This is a genomic window from Guptibacillus sedimenti, assembly GCF_028610665.1.
In the GTDB taxonomy this organism is placed as follows: domain Bacteria; phylum Bacillota; class Bacilli; order Bacillales; family Guptibacillaceae; genus Guptibacillus; species Guptibacillus sedimenti.
This window is the reverse complement of sequence record NZ_JAQQWV010000001.1, coordinates 995,633-1,014,870: the sequence shown is the minus strand read 5'-3', so window position 1 is coordinate 1,014,870 and position 19,238 is coordinate 995,633. Positions and strand designations below refer to the sequence as shown.

21 protein-coding genes and 1 pseudogene are annotated in these 19,238 nt (G+C 40.4%); 7 read left to right on the top strand and 15 right to left on the bottom strand.

All coding sequences use genetic code 11. From position 1 onward, the window contains the following. Positions 1 to 62: 62 nt before the first annotated feature. Entirely contained in the window at positions 63 to 1,019 is a 957-nt protein-coding gene (locus PQ578_RS04885; protein ID WP_273832457.1) for a carbohydrate kinase family protein, read from the bottom strand. Between the two features lie 102 nt (positions 1,020 to 1,121). Beyond that, entirely contained in the window at positions 1,122 to 2,492 is a 1,371-nt protein-coding gene (locus tag PQ578_RS04880) for an aldehyde dehydrogenase (RefSeq protein ID WP_273832456.1), read from the bottom strand. A gap of 177 nt (positions 2,493 to 2,669) precedes the next feature. Between PQ578_RS04880 and speD the strand changes: the two genes are divergently transcribed. Further along, the gene (speD, locus tag PQ578_RS04875) at positions 2,670 to 3,062 is read left to right on the top strand and encodes an adenosylmethionine decarboxylase (RefSeq protein WP_098444647.1); all 393 of its coding nucleotides are present in this window, start codon (positions 2,670 to 2,672) and stop codon (positions 3,060 to 3,062) included. Between the two features lie 45 nt (positions 3,063 to 3,107). On the opposite strand, the gene PQ578_RS04870 is transcribed toward speD, so the two are convergent. Then, on the bottom strand, positions 3,108 to 4,928 hold the full coding sequence (locus PQ578_RS04870) for a terpene cyclase/mutase family protein (protein ID WP_273832455.1): 1,821 nt from the start codon (positions 4,926 to 4,928) through the stop codon (positions 3,108 to 3,110). A gap of 131 nt (positions 4,929 to 5,059) precedes the next feature. Between PQ578_RS04870 and PQ578_RS04865 the strand changes: the two genes are divergently transcribed. Continuing rightward, positions 5,060 to 6,562, top strand: coding sequence for a hypothetical protein (locus tag PQ578_RS04865; RefSeq protein ID WP_273832454.1), 1,503 nt, complete (start codon positions 5,060 to 5,062; stop codon positions 6,560 to 6,562). 41 nt (positions 6,563 to 6,603) lie between these two features. On the opposite strand, the gene proC is transcribed toward PQ578_RS04865, so the two are convergent. The 5 genes from proC to PQ578_RS04840 form a co-directional block, all read right to left on the bottom strand. Next, positions 6,604 to 7,401, bottom strand: coding sequence for a pyrroline-5-carboxylate reductase (gene proC / locus PQ578_RS04860; protein WP_273832453.1), 798 nt, complete (start codon positions 7,399 to 7,401; stop codon positions 6,604 to 6,606). A gap of 74 nt (positions 7,402 to 7,475) precedes the next feature. Then, positions 7,476 to 9,122 (bottom strand): b(o/a)3-type cytochrome-c oxidase subunit 1, encoded by a 1,647-nt coding sequence (locus tag PQ578_RS04855; protein ID WP_273832451.1) that lies wholly within the window; start codon positions 9,120 to 9,122, stop codon positions 7,476 to 7,478. Beyond that, on the bottom strand, positions 9,119 to 9,592 hold the full coding sequence (locus PQ578_RS04850; protein ID WP_273832449.1) for a cytochrome c oxidase subunit II: 474 nt from the start codon (positions 9,590 to 9,592) through the stop codon (positions 9,119 to 9,121). Before PQ578_RS04850 ends, PQ578_RS04855 begins: the two co-directional genes overlap by 4 nt. Before the next feature lie 15 nt (positions 9,593 to 9,607). After that, entirely contained in the window at positions 9,608 to 9,766 is a 159-nt protein-coding gene (locus PQ578_RS04845) for a cytochrome c oxidase subunit 2A (protein ID WP_098444652.1), read from the bottom strand. 187 nt (positions 9,767 to 9,953) lie between these two features. Further along, on the bottom strand, positions 9,954 to 10,679 hold the full coding sequence (locus tag PQ578_RS04840; protein ID WP_257147682.1) for a Crp/Fnr family transcriptional regulator: 726 nt from the start codon (positions 10,677 to 10,679) through the stop codon (positions 9,954 to 9,956). Positions 10,680 to 10,854: 175 nt separating this feature from the next. Between PQ578_RS04840 and mobA the strand changes: the two genes are divergently transcribed. Continuing rightward, on the top strand, positions 10,855 to 11,388 hold the full coding sequence (mobA, locus tag PQ578_RS04835) for a molybdenum cofactor guanylyltransferase (protein WP_273832447.1): 534 nt from the start codon (positions 10,855 to 10,857) through the stop codon (positions 11,386 to 11,388). A gap of 168 nt (positions 11,389 to 11,556) precedes the next feature. Continuing rightward, positions 11,557 to 12,684, top strand: a complete 1,128-nt coding sequence (locus PQ578_RS04830; protein ID WP_273832446.1) for a CapA family protein — start codon at positions 11,557 to 11,559, stop codon at positions 12,682 to 12,684. Between the two features lie 59 nt (positions 12,685 to 12,743). On the opposite strand, the pseudogene PQ578_RS04825 reads toward PQ578_RS04830, so the two are convergent. Continuing rightward, positions 12,744 to 13,487 (bottom strand): annotated as a pseudogene (locus PQ578_RS04825) (SDR family NAD(P)-dependent oxidoreductase). A gap of 119 nt (positions 13,488 to 13,606) precedes the next feature. Then, positions 13,607 to 13,792 carry a hypothetical protein gene (locus PQ578_RS04820; protein WP_273832445.1) on the bottom strand — a complete coding sequence of 62 codons (186 nt, stop codon included), beginning with the start codon at positions 13,790 to 13,792 and terminating at the stop codon, positions 13,607 to 13,609. Between the two features lie 82 nt (positions 13,793 to 13,874). Between PQ578_RS04820 and PQ578_RS04815 the strand changes: the two genes are divergently transcribed. Continuing rightward, positions 13,875 to 14,339: a divergent PAP2 family protein gene (locus PQ578_RS04815; RefSeq protein ID WP_224882674.1), complete on the top strand. Its 465-nt coding sequence runs from the start codon at positions 13,875 to 13,877 to the stop codon at positions 14,337 to 14,339. Between the two features lie 372 nt (positions 14,340 to 14,711). Here PQ578_RS04815 and PQ578_RS04810 read toward each other — a convergent pair whose 3' ends face one another. Next, positions 14,712 to 14,960 carry a hypothetical protein gene (locus PQ578_RS04810; protein ID WP_098444658.1) on the bottom strand — a complete coding sequence of 83 codons (249 nt, stop codon included), beginning with the start codon at positions 14,958 to 14,960 and terminating at the stop codon, positions 14,712 to 14,714. A 211-nt stretch (positions 14,961 to 15,171) separates the two neighbouring features. On the opposite strand from PQ578_RS04810, the gene PQ578_RS04805 reads away from it, so the two are divergent. After that, positions 15,172 to 16,293 (top strand): DEAD/DEAH box helicase, encoded by a 1,122-nt coding sequence (locus PQ578_RS04805; RefSeq protein ID WP_273832444.1) that lies wholly within the window; start codon positions 15,172 to 15,174, stop codon positions 16,291 to 16,293. A gap of 75 nt (positions 16,294 to 16,368) precedes the next feature. Here PQ578_RS04805 and PQ578_RS04800 read toward each other — a convergent pair whose 3' ends face one another. Next, positions 16,369 to 17,160, bottom strand: coding sequence for a TIGR00266 family protein (locus PQ578_RS04800; protein WP_273832443.1), 792 nt, complete (start codon positions 17,158 to 17,160; stop codon positions 16,369 to 16,371). Positions 17,161 to 17,265: 105 nt separating this feature from the next. After that, a complete protein-coding gene (locus tag PQ578_RS04795; protein ID WP_160918473.1) occupies positions 17,266 to 17,652 on the bottom strand; it encodes a response regulator in 387 nt (128 codons plus the stop codon). Between the two features lie 282 nt (positions 17,653 to 17,934). On the opposite strand from PQ578_RS04795, the gene PQ578_RS04790 reads away from it, so the two are divergent. Further along, a complete protein-coding gene (locus PQ578_RS04790; RefSeq protein WP_255461919.1) occupies positions 17,935 to 18,063 on the top strand; it encodes a hypothetical protein in 129 nt (42 codons plus the stop codon). Between the two features lie 76 nt (positions 18,064 to 18,139). Here PQ578_RS04790 and PQ578_RS04785 read toward each other — a convergent pair whose 3' ends face one another. Together PQ578_RS04785 and PQ578_RS04780 are read right to left on the bottom strand one after the other, a co-directional pair. After that, a complete protein-coding gene (locus PQ578_RS04785; protein WP_273832440.1) occupies positions 18,140 to 18,781 on the bottom strand; it encodes a YtxH domain-containing protein in 642 nt (213 codons plus the stop codon). After that, a complete protein-coding gene (locus PQ578_RS04780) occupies positions 18,768 to 19,223 on the bottom strand; it encodes a DUF948 domain-containing protein (RefSeq protein WP_273832438.1) in 456 nt (151 codons plus the stop codon). Before PQ578_RS04780 ends, PQ578_RS04785 begins: the two co-directional genes overlap by 14 nt. Positions 19,224 to 19,238 lie beyond the last annotated feature (15 nt).

The following is a 19,238-nucleotide window of genomic DNA, read 5'->3' as shown; positions in this document are numbered from 1 at the left end:
TTTTGGATGCTATGGATTCAGTTCAACAAAAAAAGTACCCCGCATTTAGACGGGGCACCTCGCTATTTCGATTCTTTCAATAAAATATCTTCCACTTCTTCTTTCGTTGGCAGGGCCGTCATAGCGCCTTTTGTTGCAGCTGCTAAAGCACCAGAAACGCTAGCAAATTGCGTCATTCGCTCGAGCTCTTCGCGCGATAGTTCGGTGAGAGAACCAACATATTCGTTAAAACCATGAAGGATGCCTGATACAAATGCATCGCCAGCACCTGTCGTATCAACCGCTTTTACTTTCATAGCAGGAACTCTGAGTGAATAGTTAGGAGTAAAAACAAGACTACCTTCTCCACCCATTGTAATGAAAATAACTGGTATACGATAGTGAGCCAATCTTTTAATTCCAGCTTCGACAGTTTCTTCACCAGTAATAAAAGTTAATTCTTCTTCAGAAAGCTTAAGAATGTCTGCCTCAGATAGCATGGAAACAATCGTTTCTCTTGCTCGCTCCTCACTCTCCCATAAACCAAGTCGTAAGTTCGGATCATAGGAAATGAGCAGTCCGTTCTCTTTTGCCTTCTCAACAGCTTTTTTAGTAGCTGTTCTAGAAGGTTCACTAATCATAGAAATGGATCCGAAGTGGAGAATGCGATGACGCTCAAATAACTGATCGCTTATTTCTTCTTCACTTAAGAAACGATCTGCACTTGGATTTATGTAAAAGTCAAAGCTACGTTCACCATTTTCAGCATTGGTCACAAATACAACGCCTGTGCGAGCAGATTCAGTTAGAATCATCGTCGAAACATCTACACCATAGTTCTTTAACGTTTCTTGAAGAAAACGTCCAAGCACATCATCGCCTACTTTTCCAAGAAAAGTGGAATTTACGCCTAGACGGGCAAGCCCAACTGCTACATTTGCCGGAGCTCCACCAGGGCTTTTTTGATACGTTAAATTGTCTTTGTCAAGAGGTATAAAATCAATTAATGCCTCCCCTAAACTAATGACACCTTTACTCATATCTACTTCCTCCTATGTCTATCAATTGTAGAGCTGCACCAAGGGTACAGCTTTTCCGTAATCATACCATGGCAAGGTAAAACACTAAAGAAGAAAACGTCATTACCCCATGATCTTCTTGATGATTTTCAGCCCGTTTTTGGCTGAGGGGTATCGGAAGGCGAAATCAAACTTCGTTGTTTGTTTCACAATGCTCTTCTCATGCGAGAAGGCTTGAAAGCTTGCTTTCCCATGATAACTCCCCGTACCACTAGACCCAACGCCACCAAAAGGCAAGTAAGGAGAGACGATATGCATAAATGTGTCGTTCATACACCCTCCCCCAAATGAAATGGATGACGTTATTTCTTCTTGTTTTTCTTCGGATTCAGAGAAAAAGTAAAGTGCAAGCGGTTTTGGACGGCGACGTACTTCGTTAATAACCGTTTCAAGTTCTGTAAATTCAAGCACAGGTAAAATAGGACCAAAGATCTCCTCTTGCATCACTGGATCTTCCCATGAAACATTGTCCATAATCGTTGGAGCAATTACCCGATCACTTGCTTTATGCTGTCCACCAATTAATACGTCTCCATCGGTTAAAAACCGTTTTAATCGGTCAAAGTGACGATCACTTACAATATGACCGTATTTTTCATTTGATAGTGGATCTTCTCCGTAGAATTCAATCAGCACATTGTTCATTTGTTCGATCAAGGCTATTTTTACGTCACTGTGGACATACAAATAGTCAGGTGCGATACATGTTTGACCAGCGTTCGTGAATTTCCCCCACATAATTCGTTTTGCAGCTAGAGCTAAATTAGCGTCTTTGTCCACAATCGCCGGACTCTTCCCTCCCAATTCAAGCGTAACAGGGATAAGTTGCTTTGCAGCCGCCTCCATCACAATCTTTCCTACAGCAACACTTCCTGTGAAAAAGATGTGATCAAATGGTTGTTTCAAAAGTTCAGTACTCGTTTCAACGCTACCTTCAATAACCACAATGTACTTTTCAGGAAAAACTTCTCGAATCATTTTACTAATAAGAGTTGAGACAGCAGGTGTTAATTCTGATGGTTTTAAGACGGCACAGTTCCCCGATGCGATTGCTCCAATAAGTGGAGCTAACTGAAGTTGAAATGGATAGTTCCACGGCGCTATAATTAACGTTACCCCGAACGGCTCACGATGAATGACGCTTTTAGAGCCAAAGTGAGTAACGGGTGACTTTACTTTTTCCGGTGTCATCCACTCTTTTAGGTGCTTAAGTGTGAACTTAATTTCCTCTAGAAGGAAACCAATTTCAGTTGTATAAGCTTCCCATTCTGATTTATGCAAATCATCTTTAAGCGCTTGTAAGATCTCAGGTTCATACTCTTTAATCACGTCTCTTAACGTTTCAAGTTGTTTTTTTCTAAACGAATAGGATTTTGTTTCCCCTGTATAAAAATATTCTTTTTGCAAGCTTACTTTATCAGCAATATGCTCCATCTTATCTCTCCTCTTAACGCCTTTATTGTTCTTTAGTTTAAACATTTAAACATAATATGTCAATCTTATAACTCTTATATAGGTTTATTTCTTCCTGTTTGAGGGGAAAACCTGCATAAAAGCAATTCCTGTAATCAACACTATACAAGGATGCAGTTAAGAAGGAGGCAATTTACTATCGAAACGCTTGGTCATCATATCATCGCCGAGATGTGGAATTGTAACAAAGAAAAACTAAACGATTTAGTGTATATAGAAGAAACATTCGCTAGTGCGGCTCTCGAAGCTGGAGCAGAAATAAGAGATGTTGTTTTCCATCCATTTGAACCTCAAGGTATAAGTGGGGCGGTTATTATCGCTGAATCCCATCTAACCATCCACAGTTTCCCAGAACATGGCTATGCTTCTGTTGATGTCTATACATGCGGAGATAAAATTGATCCTTCCGAAGCAGCGAATGCGATCGCAAGGTCTTTAGAAGCAAAAACCATTCACACAGTGAAAATCCCACGTGGCGCAGGAGAAATTACCGTAAAAGAAATTGAAAAAAGTGGTGTAGAATCACAGTAATTGACTGTAGAGAGGCGTTTCCATACCGCCTCTTGATTATTGTTTTTATTGTTGAATTTGTAACTTTTTATAGTGTGAAAGCGCAAGTAGTGGCCATACCACTTCATAACTATGATATCTAATATAAAACCCTCCTGGTAATCCCGCTCCTGTTGGATACATGCGTTCTTCCATATCAAATGATTTTTTGAGAAGGTAATCCACACCTCTAGATAATGATTCTCCTGTTTCTTTACAAACGGATAAAGCATCAACGGCCCATGCTGTTTGTGATGGCGTGCTAACGTGTAAAGGAACGAATTTCTGTTGAATATCACTTTGACACGACTCTCCCCATCCCCCATCATGTCTCTGTATTTTCTTAAGAAACTGTATTCCTTTTCGAACAGGAGTAAAATCAGATGGATAGCCAGCTGCCTTTAAAGCCGTTAACGCTGCCCATGTACCATAAATGTAGCAAATCCCCCATCTACCTCTCCAAGAACCATCGCTCTCTTGATTCCGAACTAACCAGTTTGTTCCCTTTCTAATGGAAGGATGATTACGGTTTAGTTCAGCATAGTTACATAAAAACTCAACGGTTCTACCAGTTAAATCAGCCGATGAATCATCTGGAAAAGATGACCTTGCCCCGTCAATGGGTAAGTCTTTTAATAGAAAAGCCTGACGATCCGGTTCGAAAGCTGGCCAACCTCCATCCTGATTTTGCATGGCTAGAAGCCAATTGACTCCGTCATGCCAACGACTTGACTCATTTTTCATATCCTTCAACGCTCTTAACGCAACAGTTGTATCGTCTACATCTGGATGAGTTGTATTCCCCTCAGAAAACCCCCATCCACCAGGGGCAATACCCTCTCTTGTAATCGCCCAATCCCCATACTTTGTCTGCTGATGTCTAACTAAATAATGGTTAGCCGCTCTAGTTGAAGGTACTGCATGAACTAAGCCAGCTTCTTGTATCGTGTAGGATAGAAGGGCAGTATCCCATATTGTTGAAGGTGAATTCTGAAGATGGGAATTAGAATCACAGAGCATTCCTTTCAGTCCATTAAAGGCACGTATAATAGAAGGAGCGTGTTTTTCATATCCTAGAGCCAACATCGCATAGATCATAAAAAAAGTAGCCGTTGCATAGTTCATCAATGTCCCGTCTGATTCAATTCTTTGAAGCATGTATTGTTCCGCTCTCTTTCTTGCTTTATATAGCTGATTTGAAGGAAATTGACTCATAGCAGTCCATGCTTGTTTAATATCTTCTTTCATGGATCGATCTTCCAAAATTAAATGCGTGAGATCTGGCGTCCATCTTGTTTTAATGGAATAACGAAGGTCCTGGCATAGAAGAATTGGTGCAAAATGCGCTCTTGCATAAGAACTTAAATCATAGAAAGAAACTGGTGAAGCCTTCGGAATAAGTAGAAAAAGCATCGGAATATGGAATAAGTGAGGCCAATTTAGATGACCGTTTAAGGCGAGAAAAATGGACGTCATCGAATCAACCCTTTCGATCCCACCCCATTTTTTAATATAGTGCTCTGCTTTTTTCATCTCACTATGTTTACAAGTCATCATTCCTGAATAAAGGAGACTATGGTAAGCCTGAACGGTAGCGGAAAGATTCCCTCGGTCGTCTTCATATAATTTCCAGTATCCTTCTTTAGATTGTTTAAATAGAAGTCGTTTCACAAGAGCCTCAAGCAATGATTTATCTGGAAGTTTAAGCATGCGTATTAATACAATCATCATCGCATCCGTTAATAAACTATTCTCAAAACAAAAGTGAAAGGCACCATTCCCTTGTTGATGCCTCAATGCCTCACTTAATAGGTCTTCTATTTTTTCATCCACTTTCTTTTCTAGCATGGCGCTCCCTCCTCAAGTAGGCTACCGTATTGTATTCACGCTACCTTTCGGAGATTCTCACTAATAACTATTGTAAATTTTTTGAAACTTGTGTAAAATTCAAACGTATGTAAGGAACAAGGAGGAATAGAATGAAAAAAATAGGATTTCCCATTCTCACTGGTTTTATCATTTTGCTTTTAGTTTATCTTCATCAGCTCTCCATTCTTCAAGAAAAACCGGCAACGGATTGGAGCAGGTCAGTCAATCTTGACGTAGCTGCAGAAGATAGTGAGATGTTTGTTCAACGTGAGGAAGATAGCAGCACTCTCTTTTTTAGCGGTGATCCCGTTCGAAAAGTGGTCGTGTACGAAAAGTTGGATACAACGACAGAAGAACTCAGCTATTCCATTCCAGACGGATATTCGTTTTATGTTGATGATCAGCAAGCGATTTACAAGAAGAATGATGAATTAATTTACGCAACAGACGAGAAAGAAACAAGCATTTTAAAGGAAATTGAAGGAATGAACGTATCAGAAAATGGCGTAATTGCGTGGTCACGGCACACCGCATACACCATTTCACCAGAAGGAAAAGTTAAGTCAGAAATCGAACTACCTCAATACATAAAAAGCGGTACTTTAACAGAAGAAGGTTTGGCATTTCTTTATGTTCAAACGGATGATGTGAACCAGTTTCTAACACTTGATGCAGGTGAAGACCCAGTTGTTCTATATGAGACTCCACTTACATCAGGAGAAAATTACAGCAATCTTCAAATGATTGAACTCGATAACAAACTTACGTTCACCTATACCATTAGTGCAACGAGACAGGGTACACGAGTTGTAAATACGTACTTTGGAGAAAGTGTTGCTGGTAAGGAAGCTGACGTTCAGCTTTTGAAAATCCAAAATGCGGAAACTGGTGACAGGTTTGAGAAGCCAAACTACTTTTCATTAATCGAAAAAGACGGTGCGGCTCATCTTTTGTTTAGTTCGAACGGAGAAATTTCACCAAAACGTTCCGTCATTAGTATCTATGAAGCTTCGCAACAGGATGGCGAGTGGGTTGCCTCTCGCCGGAGTACGACAGAAGAGTTATCTATCCGCCCCATTGCAATTACCGATCAGTCTTTAGTCTGGATGGATCAAGAGAAAAACGAACTCGTCTTGCACGGCGCATCAACAGATCCTACCGTTGTGAAAAGCAGTAGCTCCATCTCGAGCGATGACTTAACGTATGCCCTTTACTATACGTTCACAGCAATTGTCGGTATGTTTGCGATGTTAGCCTTCTCATTTGGTTTTCTCATCCTTCCTGCCGTTGCATTAATGTACTTCTATTTCGCCAATACAACAGCAATTGAACAAGACAAAAAATGGGTTGAATGGACGATCATTCTTTTATGTGTCGCCTCTCAAATTATTTTCCTTCCGTCTATTCTTGATGGACCATTTCAATATCTAGCTCCATCTTACCTAACCTTTTCAGGAGCTTCATACGTCTGGCCGCTAATTATCTTTGTTGTATCTTATATGATTAGCCGCGTTGCTCAAGATCAAGAATGGACCATCATGCAGCGAACCTCCTATCAGCTTGGATTAAATCTCGGCATGCTAATCTTCCTATTAGGACCTTATATCCTCTAACAAATAAAAAAGCATGTCCTCTGGCCAGAGGACATGCTTTTTTACTTTGCTTGTTCTGAAGCTTTATGATTTACAGCTAGTACCGCCTTGTGTAAAAGTTGACTAAATTCAGCATTTTCTAGAACTTCAAGTCCTGCAGCTGTCGCGCCGCCTGGCGTTGTGACTTGATCCCGAAGGTCTCCTGCCTTCCGCCCATCTTTAAGCATCGAAGCTGAACCAAAGATCATTTGCATCACGAGCTTTCTCGCCACTTCCGATGATAAACCATAGGATTGCGCCGTCTTTTCTAACGCCTCAGCGAATTGGTAAACAAAAGCAGGGGCACTTCCCGTAACCGCTGTTAAGTCATGAATCTGTTCTTCTGATAGCTCTTCGGATTCACCAATAGCATCTAAAATTGTTTGTAGCACTTCTCGATGTTCTTCCTTTACCTCACTCCCGCAAGCAAACAGTGACATTGACTCGCCAATATCAGCTGCAGTGTTCGGCATAATCCACGCTGTTGGAACACCTGGCAAGGAAGCTTCTAAAATAGAAGGCCCAATCCCTGCAGCTACCGTAATGACAAAGTGCTCGGTTACTTTACTAGAAAGTTCCTTAAGAACATTAGGATGAGCTGCAGGAGGCATTGCTAGTATCACAACATCATGGGTCGAAATAACCTCTTGCCATATACCTGTTTCCACGTTATATGTTTCTTTCAAATGAGTCAATCTCGTTTGATCAGACTGATTTGAAATCGTAATTTTACCAATCGTATCTGACTGCTTAAGTCCAGAAAAAATAGCCTCAGCCATTCGCCCTGCACCAATAAACAAGATATTCGGTTTTTTCAACATAATCCCTCCTCAATTTCCTTCTTAACTATATCAAAAGGTGTCTAAATAGAAAAACGCCGGCTAATCGCCGGCGCTTACCAGAACTTGTATCCAGGAGAACCTGGGGGAGCGTGTTCAATCATATGAATGACTGGTACGGTATAAGCTACAAGGATAAGCACAGTTGCGATGCCAAGCCACAGCCGCCAATTTTCTAAAATGACTGGTGTTTTCTCGGCCGCCTCCGCCACCTCTCCGATCGGAAAGTCTTCTTTGCCTTTTGGAGCGAAAAAAGCAAGATCAGTAATAATATACATTAACAGTAAAATAGCAATAAAAAGAATGGAACCACCAACCGCCATTGTGACTTCATAAGGAATCCAGCCTAATGCATCAGGATGCTCTTGGTATGTCGTATAAGCTGTCCGTCTCGGTGCACCAAGCAAGCCAACGGTATGCATAGCCCCTGACATAAAGAACATGCCAACCGCCCATAGAATTGTTTGGAGATTTGCAATTTGATGCATTCTTCCTGTTAGTACGCGACCGGTAAGATGAGGGATAAGCCAATAGGCTATTCCAAAAAACGTAAGCGCCACGCTCGAAGCAACAGTAAGATGGAAATGCCCTGTAACCCACAGCGTATTATGAACAATCTGGTTCATTTGGTTACTAGCATTAATGATCCCTCCTGCACCTGCAGGAATGAAGATGAGCATACCAACCATCGGTGCAAAGAATCTTGCATCCTTCCATGGTAATGCACGAAACCAACCAAATAATCCTTTTGCTCCTTTTTTTCGTCCTGCTATTTCAAAAGTAGCAAACAGTGAGAAGGCAGTCATCAGAGAAGGAACGATAACCATGAACGTTAACACAACCTGCAAATACTTCCAAAACGGAGAGATTCCTGATTCAAGTAACTGATGATGAAAGCCAACAGGAATAGAAAACAGTAAGAAGAGCACGAAAGATAAACGAGCTAAAGAGTCACTGAAAATTTTCCCACCAATGATTTCTGGAATAATAACATACCAGCACACATAGGCAGGTAAGAGCCAGAAGTACACAAGTGGATGACCAAAATACCAGAAAAGCGTTCGACTTAGTAGAATGTTAATCTCATCCACCCATCCAAATGACCATGGAATGAATTGAAAGATAACGGAAACGGCGACACCAATCGTAGCGACAAACCATAAAACCATTGTCATAACAGCCATAAAGCTAAACAAAGGTGAAATCTTCTTATGCGTTACCTTTTTCCAAATGTAATATTGATGGCACATCGCGCCGCCCGCTAACCAGGTACCAACAATAAATAACGTAAGGCCAATATAGAACCATGGGGAAGCTTTTAAAGGTGCGTAGAAGGTATAAAGAACCGTACCTTCATTTAAAAGAACCATCACTGTTGTAAGCGCCGTTCCAATTGTCATTACAATGTAACCAAGCCATCCCATCCGATAAGGTTGGTCATAGAATTTCCCCATTGTTCTGCTCATGCCGGCATAGAAAAAACCAATAATGAAATAAGTTGTAAATACAAGTGCGAGTAAAATACCATGAGCGGTCAACAGCTGATAATAGCCTATCCCTGCAGGAAGTTGAATCGTTCCACTTCTAACTAGTGTTTGTAAAAGTCCTGCAATCCCACCTAATAGGACGGCTGCAAAAGCGATATACAAATGAGCCATACTAAGCTTTGCATCATTTCGATCGACTACTAATTCGTTTTTCATTTTATCACCTCCAGTGGCACACCCATGGCCTGGTGACCAACTCCACAATATTCATTACATAAAATGAGAAACTGTCCCGCTTCATCAAACGTATGAGTAATGGTATTGATATGACCTGGTGTAATCATCATATTCACATTCGTTTTCGGAATTTGAAATCCATGTACCACATCTTTACTCGTTACTTTAAAATGAACAGTTGCCCCTTCAGGTATTATTATTTCATCGTTCGATTGAAATGTGAATGCTTGAGCAACCAGAACCAATTCATATTCATTCTCACCTATCTTTTTTAAGCCTGAATCATCGAAAGGTGCCGTTAAATCGACTTGAGTTGGATCAAGAATCTCACTGTCACTTGGCGGTGTATGACCCATTGCGAAAGCGTTCACACCAATTACCAATAAAAAAAGAATCAGTGCTCCACTTCCAATCATGAGCCATAGCCTTTCTAATTTATGCATGTGCATGCGACTTCCCCCTCTCTAAAGACGAACCATATATAGCCAGTAAACGCTAAACCAGGACAGTACAATAAACCCCCCAAGCAACATGACAGCAATCATCGTTCCTTTCAGGTTAGGTCCTTCCTTTGTCGTAACGACTTTTCGCACCGTTTCCTTTTTCTCCTCAAGAACCCCCATTGTTCCTCCTCCTTTGTATGCTCGGTATAGGTTTAGTTTAGGAGAATATAAGGGTTTATTCTGTGACTTTACTCACAAAACAACGGGCGTTTTTTGGTTTCGCCAATAAAATTTGAAATTGGACAATATAGGTTGTTTTTAGCCAATAAACCTCAAAAAAAGTTCAGGAAAACTGCTCCTGAACTTTTTATAACCGACATATGTTTTTAGGACAGCCTTCACAATGACAAATTGCTTTTAGCTGTTCAAGATCTTTAATCATGATGGTGCCATTTTCGTAAGCAATGATGTTATCCTTCTTTAACTGATTTAACATGCGATTGACCGTTTCGCGCGTGGCGCCAATTAAATCAGCAATTTCCGTATTCGTGAACTTTGTAGTCATTCGAATGGTATTCCCTTCTTCAATACCGTAAGTGTTTGCGATTCGAATCAATGTTGAGGCAAGAGCGCCGTGCTTTCCAAAAAACATTAAATCACGAAGTTTCGTTTGCGTAAAACGCTGCATATATCCCATCCATTTCATAAATTCAACCGCCAGGTCACCATTTTGCCAGAGGATTGTTTCAAGGTCTTTTTGTTGAATGACGCCAAGACTGCAATCCGTCATGGCTTCTGCACTAAAGCTATTAAGTACGTGGCTATCATCCCCAATTTCCCCAAAAAGATCGCCTGCCTGAAAGTGGTAGAGAACGAGGTCCTTCCCCTCATCCGAACTTTTCGTAAGTTTCACTGCTCCGCTTTTTAAATAATATAGATGATTGCAGTCGTTTCCTTCCCAGTAGATCTTTTCACCACGTTTCACCTGCTGTTCATACATTAACTCTTCTAATTTCACAAAATTTTGATTAGAAAAAGACTGTGTATTGTAACTCCCTTTATTCATCATCGCAACTGGACATGTAACCTTCATCGATCTCCCTCCTAGAACCCTTCTGTTGCTTTCATTATAAGAGTTCACTTCTCATTCAGGTGTGATAAACATCACATCTCGCTCGTTTTATTAAAAAAGATGTGACATTCCTTACAGTCAACTTTTCAAATACCGGTTACATTTAAACTAACAAACGAATTGGAAGGTGAAGAGCATGCTAACAGGAGTTATTTTAGCCGGGGGACCAAATGATTATGTCTACGGTCGCCACAGATCCCTTCTACCACATCATGGTGAACCGCTTATTCAGTTTCAGATTAAAGAAATGCGTAAGATTGTTGATGAAATGATTGTCGTAACGAATACACCTAGAGACTTACTGCCCTTCGTACCAACAGATACACGCATCATTACAGATTTTTTTCAAAACAAAGGTCCTCTAGGTGGTTTACATGCCGGAATTTCACTCGCTAGGACGGATGTCGTATGGGTCATCGAATCAAATAATCTTACCCCGTCTACTCGCATCGCAAGTAGATTGATAAAGAACTTGTTGAAATTTGATGTAGATGGCGCTCTTCCTGTTTTTAATGGCGTTCTAAAACCATTTGAAGGAGTTTACAGGACAAGCACAAAAACATGCCTAACAGGTTTACTTCAAGCAGGAGATACCACCACTTCCACTTTTCTAAAAAGCATTAATACTTCTTCAGTAGTCATTCAACCTGATATGCTCCCCCTCAAATAGACATGGTGAATTCACCATGTCTATTTGAATGTATCCTCTCTTTTTCAATGATCCCTTTACACAAAGTGAATGGTCCTTTTTTCATCCACATGCTTTTCTTATGAAAAGGTGGTACGATAGCGATGATAACGCTTTAAGATAACTTACATATGAATATAGGTGAAAACAATGAAAAGAAGGTCGCTATTACTCATCATTCTTTTGATTTTTGTTGGAGGTTTCGTCTTTTGGCTACCCAGTCAAAAGGAAGATCCAAAGAACACATCAGATCTCCTTGCTTATCGAAACGTAGCACAACACTCTAATGATAGTACACTTGAAACTTCTTCTTTAACACTTGCAGCAATTGGAGATATTTTGATCCACGATCGCGTCTACGAAAAAGCAGTTGAAGCGGGGGAGTATAATTTTAATCCGATGCTTCAAAACGTACAAAACCAATTGCAAGATGCAGACATAACCATTGCCAATCAAGAAACAGTAATAGGGGGAACCTCAATTGGCCTTTCTTCCTATCCTTCTTTTAACAGTCCAACTGAAGTTGGCGATGCCCTAAAAATGTCCGGAGTAGATATCGTCTCAATGGCGAACAATCATACATTAGACCGAGGAGAAAAGGCCATCCAAAATGCGATTCAACATTGGAAAAAAATCGGTATACTTTATACAGGAAGCTACTTATCCAAAGAAGATAAGAATCAAATTCGAACGATCGAACAAAATGGCATTTCGTTAGCTTTTCTTTCTTATACTTATGGTACGAACGGTATACGTCCTCCGGCTAATAAGCCGCACCTCGTTAACTACATTGATAAAAACGTGATGAGACAAGATATACAAAATGCCAGAAAGCAAGCAGATGGTGTCGTTGTAAGCGTACATTTTGGAACTGAATATGAACGCTACCCAAATAAAACACAATTGGAGCTAAGTTCATTTCTAGCTGAGGCAGGAGCTGACCTTATTTTGGGCCACCACCCTCACGTGCTTCAACCACTTGAATGGATTGAAACAAAAGACAAACGAAACGTACTTGTCGCTTATTCACTTGGTAACTTTTGGTCCGGCCAGAAGGATGATTACAAAGACATCGGTGGCATTTTGAAAGTGGAGTTTGCCAAAGAGCAATTTAGAGGAAAAACGACGTTTTCACTCACCTCTCCTTCCTTTACACCAACGTTTGTTGATCAGAACTATCACGTTCATCCTCTTAAAGAAGCCAAGCCAGAGCGACTAGAGGAAATAAACAATCATATGAAAAAATGGATTCCAAGCCTAAAAGTCCCTAAACTCTAAAAAAAGGACTACTCTCGTTAGAATAACGTCTTAACGAAAGTAGTCCTTTTATTATTTTTTTACGAAAGCGTGTACCCACCGTCTACGACGAGATTGTGTCCATTAATATAACTAGCAACCTCGCTAGATAAAAAGTATACGGCTTTGGCGATTTCAAGTGGTGATCCAAATGAACCCCTTGGATGCTGTTTCAAAGCTGTCTGAAATACTTCTTCCGAACCATATAACTTTCTTGCAAGAGGAGTATCAATGGGGCCAGGAGAAATGACATTCACACGAATTTTTCGCTTCGCATAACGACTTGCCATTGATTTTGATAATGCTACTACCCCAGCTTTCGCAGCACTATATGCCGGGAGAGCTGAAGGGTATTTGAGTGTTCCCACAATAGCAGCATTGTTTACAATCGCTGTATTTTTATTAAAAAGTCTTTCACAATGATTCACCATATAATAGATTGACTTTAAGTTGGTCTGAAAAAGACGGTCCCATTCATCATCTGAAACACGACTCAGAGGTCCGATCGCGACATCTGCTACACCAGCATTATTAAAGAGAACGTCTACTTTCTCATAGGTTGTCTTAAATTCTTCAACGAACTTTTTTACTTCGTTTTCTTTCCCAACATCGACTTGATAGAAGGTAATGGAACCCTATTGCTCTTCGCTACTTCGCTCTAGGCTTTCACCGCGTTCTTTTGAGCGTCCAAGCCCAAGAACACTAGCTCCTTTTTCTGCAAAATAGCGCGCTGTTTCTTGCCCAATTCCTGACGTTGCACCAGTAACAATCACAACTTTATCCATATGAACCACCCCTTCTTCCTTTCCTACATTAATCTTAATCGAATAAAGAGCGCGGTCCTAGTTTGAATCGGTTTTTAATATGCTTTAAAAAATAATAGTCAGATGTTAATAACTTCTGACTATTTCGGAGCATCACTGCTATAAACTATACCATTCATAAATCCTTCCATATCACACAACTGGATTACAGACGGAGAAAGGGCCAATTTCTCTAATACTCCCGCATAATACTCCTGGTTTGAATCATCGATTAATGTCGCTAACGCGGAACGGATCACTTCAGCTTCTCGGTGTGTAATGTTCACTGGTATTGCTCCTCTCATTATTTTTCTTATTTTCTCCTTCAATTATCATAATCATGTGGTTTTTCGCCAGAATAACAATGAGGTGAAGAAAATGAATAAAGGTATGAACCTGGCACTTTCAGCAATCGTCCTTGCACAAGGACTAAAAATACTGACACACAAAGCAACATCAGGCAAGTGGGATTGGCGACCTCTCCTTCAAACAGGAGGAATGCCTAGTTCTCATTCTGCAGGTGTGTCAGCACTAGCTACTTACACAGCTTTAAAAACCGGAAAAGAATCGATCGAGACCGCTCTTGCGGTTGTTTTTGGAGTCATTGTTATGTACGATGCTCAAGGAATTAGACGACATACAGGTGAGATCGCTCGTCTTGTTAATGACCTTGATGAAGATTTTGAGCTCTTATCAGGACAATATCCCGATCTGTTTCATGCAAGGCGCGATGTAGAATTGAACGAATTACTTGGTCATCAGCCCGCTGAGGTAGCTGGGGGTGCCTTATTAGGCATAGCACTTGGATTTTTCGGGTATTTTTCAAAAAAATAACAAAGTTGCATTTGACATATGTAATCTAGCGTGTATAATGTGTAGTTGGGGTATCAATAAACCCGATATTAACAACTAGCTCCTTTAAAATAAGGAGAACTAAAATTCATAACTGGAAAGGTATGAACAGCATGATTCTAATTGGCTTGTATCAAGTTAATGGCCATACTACAATTGCTGTTGATCCTCCTCACTCACACTGGCGCGGCTTCGGAGCCGTAAGGATGGAAGAGAGGTAGGGCTTTCGTTGTTTGAGAGATCAACAGATCTCTATGGTATGTTTACCGCGGCAATGAAGGAGTTACTGTTAATAAATAACGATCGTTATATATAATGAAAGAGCGCATCAAAGCGATGCGCTCTTTGTCAATTTCATGGAGAAATTTTTTCGTTTTTTTGTGCAATGATATCCGCTATCACACCACCTGTATAAAGAATAGATGAAATGATGCCACTAATTCCAAATGCTCCGATTCCAATCAGCCAACGCATTGGATAAGGCTCTTCAATCGTAGCGTAATTCGGTAAGTTTTCTCCAAGTGTAATGCCAATAAAGAGCGCGGCGATGATTCCTGTAAGTAATGTATACACTGCCATTCTTCTAAGTAAGTATCCATTCATGTCCGATCCCTCCCTCTTGCTTGCTTATTCCCTCTCATGACCCAATAAAACATAAAGACGCAAGGAAAGAAGCAAACGAGAAGACATGGTTAGCATCCTGAGAAAATGACGACTATGTTAAAATAAAGATAACTTGATGAAATAGGCGTAGAAACCGAATATTTATCCTGCCTTGCAGGTTGAACGTATATGATAATAAAGGAGTAACAATATGACAATGTTTAATCAACACCCATTTCTTTCGGAAAACTGGCAAGCTGCCGGATTTACAAATTTCTCAGATGTCCAAGAACAGGCAATTCCTCGTATCTTGAACGGTGAGGATTTACTTGTAGAAGCACCAACTGGTACCGGAAAGACGTTAGCTTACCTTTTACCTATTATGCAAAAGCTTGATCCAACCAAAAAAAATACACAGGCGATCGTACTTGCGCCAACTCGGGAACTTGCCATGCAAGTTTTTGAAGTCGCTCAAAAGTTTTTAAAAGGTAGTGAAATGATAGCTGCTTCGATGATCGGGGGAGCTGCGATTAAACGCCAATTAGAGAAACTCAAAAAACACCCACAACTCATTGTTGGGACGCCAAACCGAGTGGCTGAATTGATCGATATGAAGAAACTTAAGATGAATGAGGTTACCAGCATCGTAGCCGACGAAGCCGATCAGGTGCTACACCCTTCTACAATGGAAGATGTTTCTTATATCTGTCAATCTGCCATTAGAGACTGTCAGCTTCTTTTCTTCTCAGCTACTCTTAGCGATAAAGTACTCATGCAAGCGAAAAAGCTTTCTGATAATCCATCAGTATTAAGCATTAAAGCTACTGCCGAAGAGAAGAAAGCCATTGATCACAGTTATTACGTAACCAACCGTCGCGAAAAACCAGAACTCCTTCGAAAGCTAGCACGTAAAGATGGTGTTAAAGCTCTAGCCTTTGTTAACAATAGCAACTATCTTTCGCGTTTAAAGGACATTCTTGCAACTAAAAAAATTTCATTCGATGTATTGGATAGTTCCACAAACAAGACTGAAAGAAAGAATGTTCTAAATCGTTTTCGAAACGATCAGATTCAACTTTTGTTAACGACTGACCTTGCTGCAAGAGGTTTGGATATTGATAACATTACCCATGTCTTCCATTACGATTTATCTGAGGACGCAAGAACTTATCTTCATCGTTCAGGACGAACAGGCCGAATGAGGAAAGAAGGATCGGTTGTCACTCTACTACTTCCTGGTGAAGAGAAATACCTGGAGAAAATCACCCAAAAACTAGATCTTGAATTAACAAGAAAGAATGCGCCAGCTCCTAAATCTCGCAAGCGCAAGTAACGCTTTACTACGCAATCTAAAAAGCTGCTCTTCATCATTTATTGATGAAGAGCAGCTTTTTGAATACAAAGTTTCTCAATCTCCATTAAACATATCGAAGAGTCCTTTTGCCATACTACCTTCCCCTTTACTACCACCTGGCGTTTGTGGCATTGCAGCAAATACGCGACTTGCTAAGCGACTAAACGGTAGCGATTGCACCCAAACCGTTCCTGGACCTCTAAGCGTTGCAAAAAACAAGCCTTCTCCACCAAACAACGCCGTTTTCACCCCTTTTACAAATTCGATGTTATAATCTACATCGCCTGTCATGGCTACTAAACACCCCGTATCAAGACGGAGCGTTTCACCTGGTTGAAGTACTTTTTTATGTATCGTCCCCCCAGCATGAACGAATGCTAAACCGTCTCCTTCAAGCTTCTGCATAATAAATCCTTCTCCGCCAAAGAAACCTGTACCTAACTTCCTTTGAAGCTCAATTCCTACCGATACCCCTTTCGCTGCAGCAAGAAAAGCATCTTTTTGGCAAATGATTTTCCCATCCCACTCACTTAAATCCATTGGGATGATCTTACCCGGATAAGGCGATGCAAAAGATACGTGTTTTTTCACTTTTCCTTCATTCGTAAAAGCCGTCATAAAGAGACTCTCGCCTGTAAGTACTCGTTTTCCTGCACTAAACAACTTACCTACTAAGCCACTTTGTCGTTCACTTCCATCCCCAAAAATCGTTTCCATTTCAATATGATCTTCCATCATCATCAGACTTCCCGCTTCGGCTACAACCGTCTCTCCTGGATCTAATTCTACTTCCACAAACTGCATATCATCCCCGTATAATTTAAAGTCAATTTCGTGATTATTCATTTCATAGTCCCCCTTTTAATCATTGATTATGATACGGATGGCCGCTAAATAGGTTTCAAAATTGATCGAAAAAAACCTGCTTTCTGAAGAAAGCAGGGGAAACAATTATTTGGTACGCGCCATTTCTTTTGTATCAAGTGGAACAACTCGTTTAACAGTTCGACACACTTCTTCTATGTCAAACGGTTTTGCGAAATGAGTGATCGCACCAAGCTTCATAAATTCTTGTACGAGCTGTAACTCACCATAAGCCGTCATAAAGATAACTTGAACACCTTCGTTAAGCTTTTTCAAGTTTTTAAATACTTCCAATCCGTCCATACCGGGCATTTTTAAATCGAGGATTACAAGATCGGGACATTCTTGTTTCACAAGCTCAATGGCTGTCATACCGTTCGCAGCTTGGAGCGTTTGGTACCCTTCTTTCTTAAATAGTTCGCTTAACAACACCCGAATGCCATACTGGTCGTCCACAATTAATATTTTCTTCATCGTATGCCCACCTTTTTTGCGATATAGTCTCATATCATGCGACTTCTTATCATTATTGTGCATCATCTTATCCCGAAAGAAAATAACTTCGTCGAAACTAGTCATGAGATTACAAATCTCGCACATTTTCGCCTCCCGAACTGTTCATTATTAAGAAATGTAAGCGTTTAATCAATAACACAAGTTCTTTTTTACCATTTTATAACTTTTTTACCTTTAAGCTGTTTTATCTTTTAAAAGTGGGGAAAAGATAACTAGATTAAAATTAGGAGGGTTTAAAAAATGACTGGTCCCACGATTCAGACCATTAAAGAAATCGAGAACAAAGCGAAGAAAGAACAACTTGAAGCGTCCAAAGCTAGAAGCGTTGTCCGAGAAGCTACAAAAGTAAACTCGATCCACCCGTCCTAATTTCATTTTCGCGTAAAGCAGAGAGATCATTTCTCTGCTTTTTCTATGACTAAAAAAAACCGCCAAACGGCGGTTTTTATTTTGAATCTTTATTATATGTTCTCTTCAACTCCAATTCAGCCGCTTCGTCAAGGGTTTCAGGATGATCTGGATCTCTTTCAAGCGTACGTTCAACATCACGTTGAATCACATCGTTAAACGTTTCTGCACCTTCTGTTTCAACAATAATCTTTTCGATGTCCTTATTCACCACTGTTGAAGTTGGCACTTCTGTCTCGTCAAGCTCAGCTGCTCGTTTGATCGAATAGCCACTTACAAGTGCTTCTTCCTCTGGTTGTTCTGGTTGATTTGAATCACTTTTACGATTCTTTACTTTGCTCACAATATCATTCGACTTTGTTTTAACCGATTGTGCAAAAGCAGTGGATTTAACTTTCACATTACTAGACACTTCAACACTTTTGTCTTTCGCTTTGGTAACGCCGCCGCTAATATCATTTCTTAAGTCTTTCCCTGCTTTAGGAGCTAGCAATACTCCTGCAGCTGCTCCTACGACACTACCAGCTAAAGCAGCAATCGCTGGACCTTTAAACTGACTTTCTGACTTGATCGGATCGGAAGAATCAATGCGAATCACTTCTCTTGTTGAAGATGAATACCCTTCTGGTGCTGGTTCGTGTTCAACCTTTACATCATGGCTTGATTTAGACTCTTTCATATTTACCTTCCTCCTTAACAGCTTGTATGTTTGATTTTTTGATGCGATACTTCTCCCACATACTCAAAGCAGTACTTCCCCAATTCGCCGCTTCCGCTGCTTTTCCCTGCCTGACTTCGACGCCTTTCTCAACTGATTTGCTTAATTTGGAAAAAGAACGAGATAGGTTTTGTAGAGATGCACCAGTTTCTTGAACAGATTTGAAAACGGGTGAGAATTGACCAACTTTCGATTGAACTTCATCTGCAAGAACATTTGTTTTGTGCAACATCATTGTTGTTTCTTTTGATAACCCATCAATCTGTCCCTGAAGAGAATCAATCATTTCTGCTGTGTTAGAAAGTGTTTTTTCGGTTGACTTTAACACTTTAATTAAAAAGATGCTAAGTACTGCGAATACAATCGCGATAAGAGCCACTGCTAAATAAAGAATAAGTTCCATTACTGTACCTCCTAC

Excerpts from the sequence above, each read along its gene's own strand:
- PQ578_RS04855 (WP_273832451.1), bottom strand. The coding sequence starts at position 9,122 with ATGAAAAACGAATTAGTAGTCGATCGAAATGATGCAAAGCTTAGTATG.
- PQ578_RS04840 (WP_257147682.1), bottom strand. The coding sequence starts at position 10,679 with ATGAAGGTTACATGTCCAGTTGCGATGATGAATAAAGGGAGTTACAAT.
- mobA (WP_273832447.1), top strand. The coding sequence starts at position 10,855 with ATGCTAACAGGAGTTATTTTAGCCGGGGGACCAAATGATTATGTCTAC.
- PQ578_RS04805 (WP_273832444.1), top strand. The coding sequence starts at position 15,172 with ATGACAATGTTTAATCAACACCCATTTCTTTCGGAAAACTGGCAAGCT.
- PQ578_RS04800 (WP_273832443.1), bottom strand. The coding sequence starts at position 17,160 with ATGAATAATCACGAAATTGACTTTAAATTATACGGGGATGATATGCAG.
- PQ578_RS04850 (WP_273832449.1), bottom strand. The coding sequence starts at position 9,592 with ATGCACATGCATAAATTAGAAAGGCTATGGCTCATGATTGGAAGTGGA.
- proC (WP_273832453.1), bottom strand. The coding sequence starts at position 7,401 with ATGTTGAAAAAACCGAATATCTTGTTTATTGGTGCAGGGCGAATGGCT.
- PQ578_RS04830 (WP_273832446.1), top strand. The coding sequence starts at position 11,557 with ATGAAAAGAAGGTCGCTATTACTCATCATTCTTTTGATTTTTGTTGGA.
- PQ578_RS04795 (WP_160918473.1), bottom strand. The coding sequence starts at position 17,652 with ATGAAGAAAATATTAATTGTGGACGACCAGTATGGCATTCGGGTGTTG.
- PQ578_RS04790 (WP_255461919.1), top strand. The coding sequence starts at position 17,935 with ATGACTGGTCCCACGATTCAGACCATTAAAGAAATCGAGAACAAAGCG.
- PQ578_RS04885 (WP_273832457.1), bottom strand. The coding sequence starts at position 1,019 with ATGAGTAAAGGTGTCATTAGTTTAGGGGAGGCATTAATTGATTTTATA.
- PQ578_RS04845 (WP_098444652.1), bottom strand. The coding sequence starts at position 9,766 with ATGGGGGTTCTTGAGGAGAAAAAGGAAACGGTGCGAAAAGTCGTTACG.
- PQ578_RS04785 (WP_273832440.1), bottom strand. The coding sequence starts at position 18,781 with ATGAAAGAGTCTAAATCAAGCCATGATGTAAAGGTTGAACACGAACCA.
- PQ578_RS04870 (WP_273832455.1), bottom strand. The coding sequence starts at position 4,928 with ATGCTAGAAAAGAAAGTGGATGAAAAAATAGAAGACCTATTAAGTGAG.
- PQ578_RS04810 (WP_098444658.1), bottom strand. The coding sequence starts at position 14,960 with ATGAATGGATACTTACTTAGAAGAATGGCAGTGTATACATTACTTACA.
- PQ578_RS04865 (WP_273832454.1), top strand. The coding sequence starts at position 5,060 with ATGAAAAAAATAGGATTTCCCATTCTCACTGGTTTTATCATTTTGCTT.
- PQ578_RS04780 (WP_273832438.1), bottom strand. The coding sequence starts at position 19,223 with ATGGAACTTATTCTTTATTTAGCAGTGGCTCTTATCGCGATTGTATTC.
- PQ578_RS04880 (WP_273832456.1), bottom strand. The coding sequence starts at position 2,492 with ATGGAGCATATTGCTGATAAAGTAAGCTTGCAAAAAGAATATTTTTAT.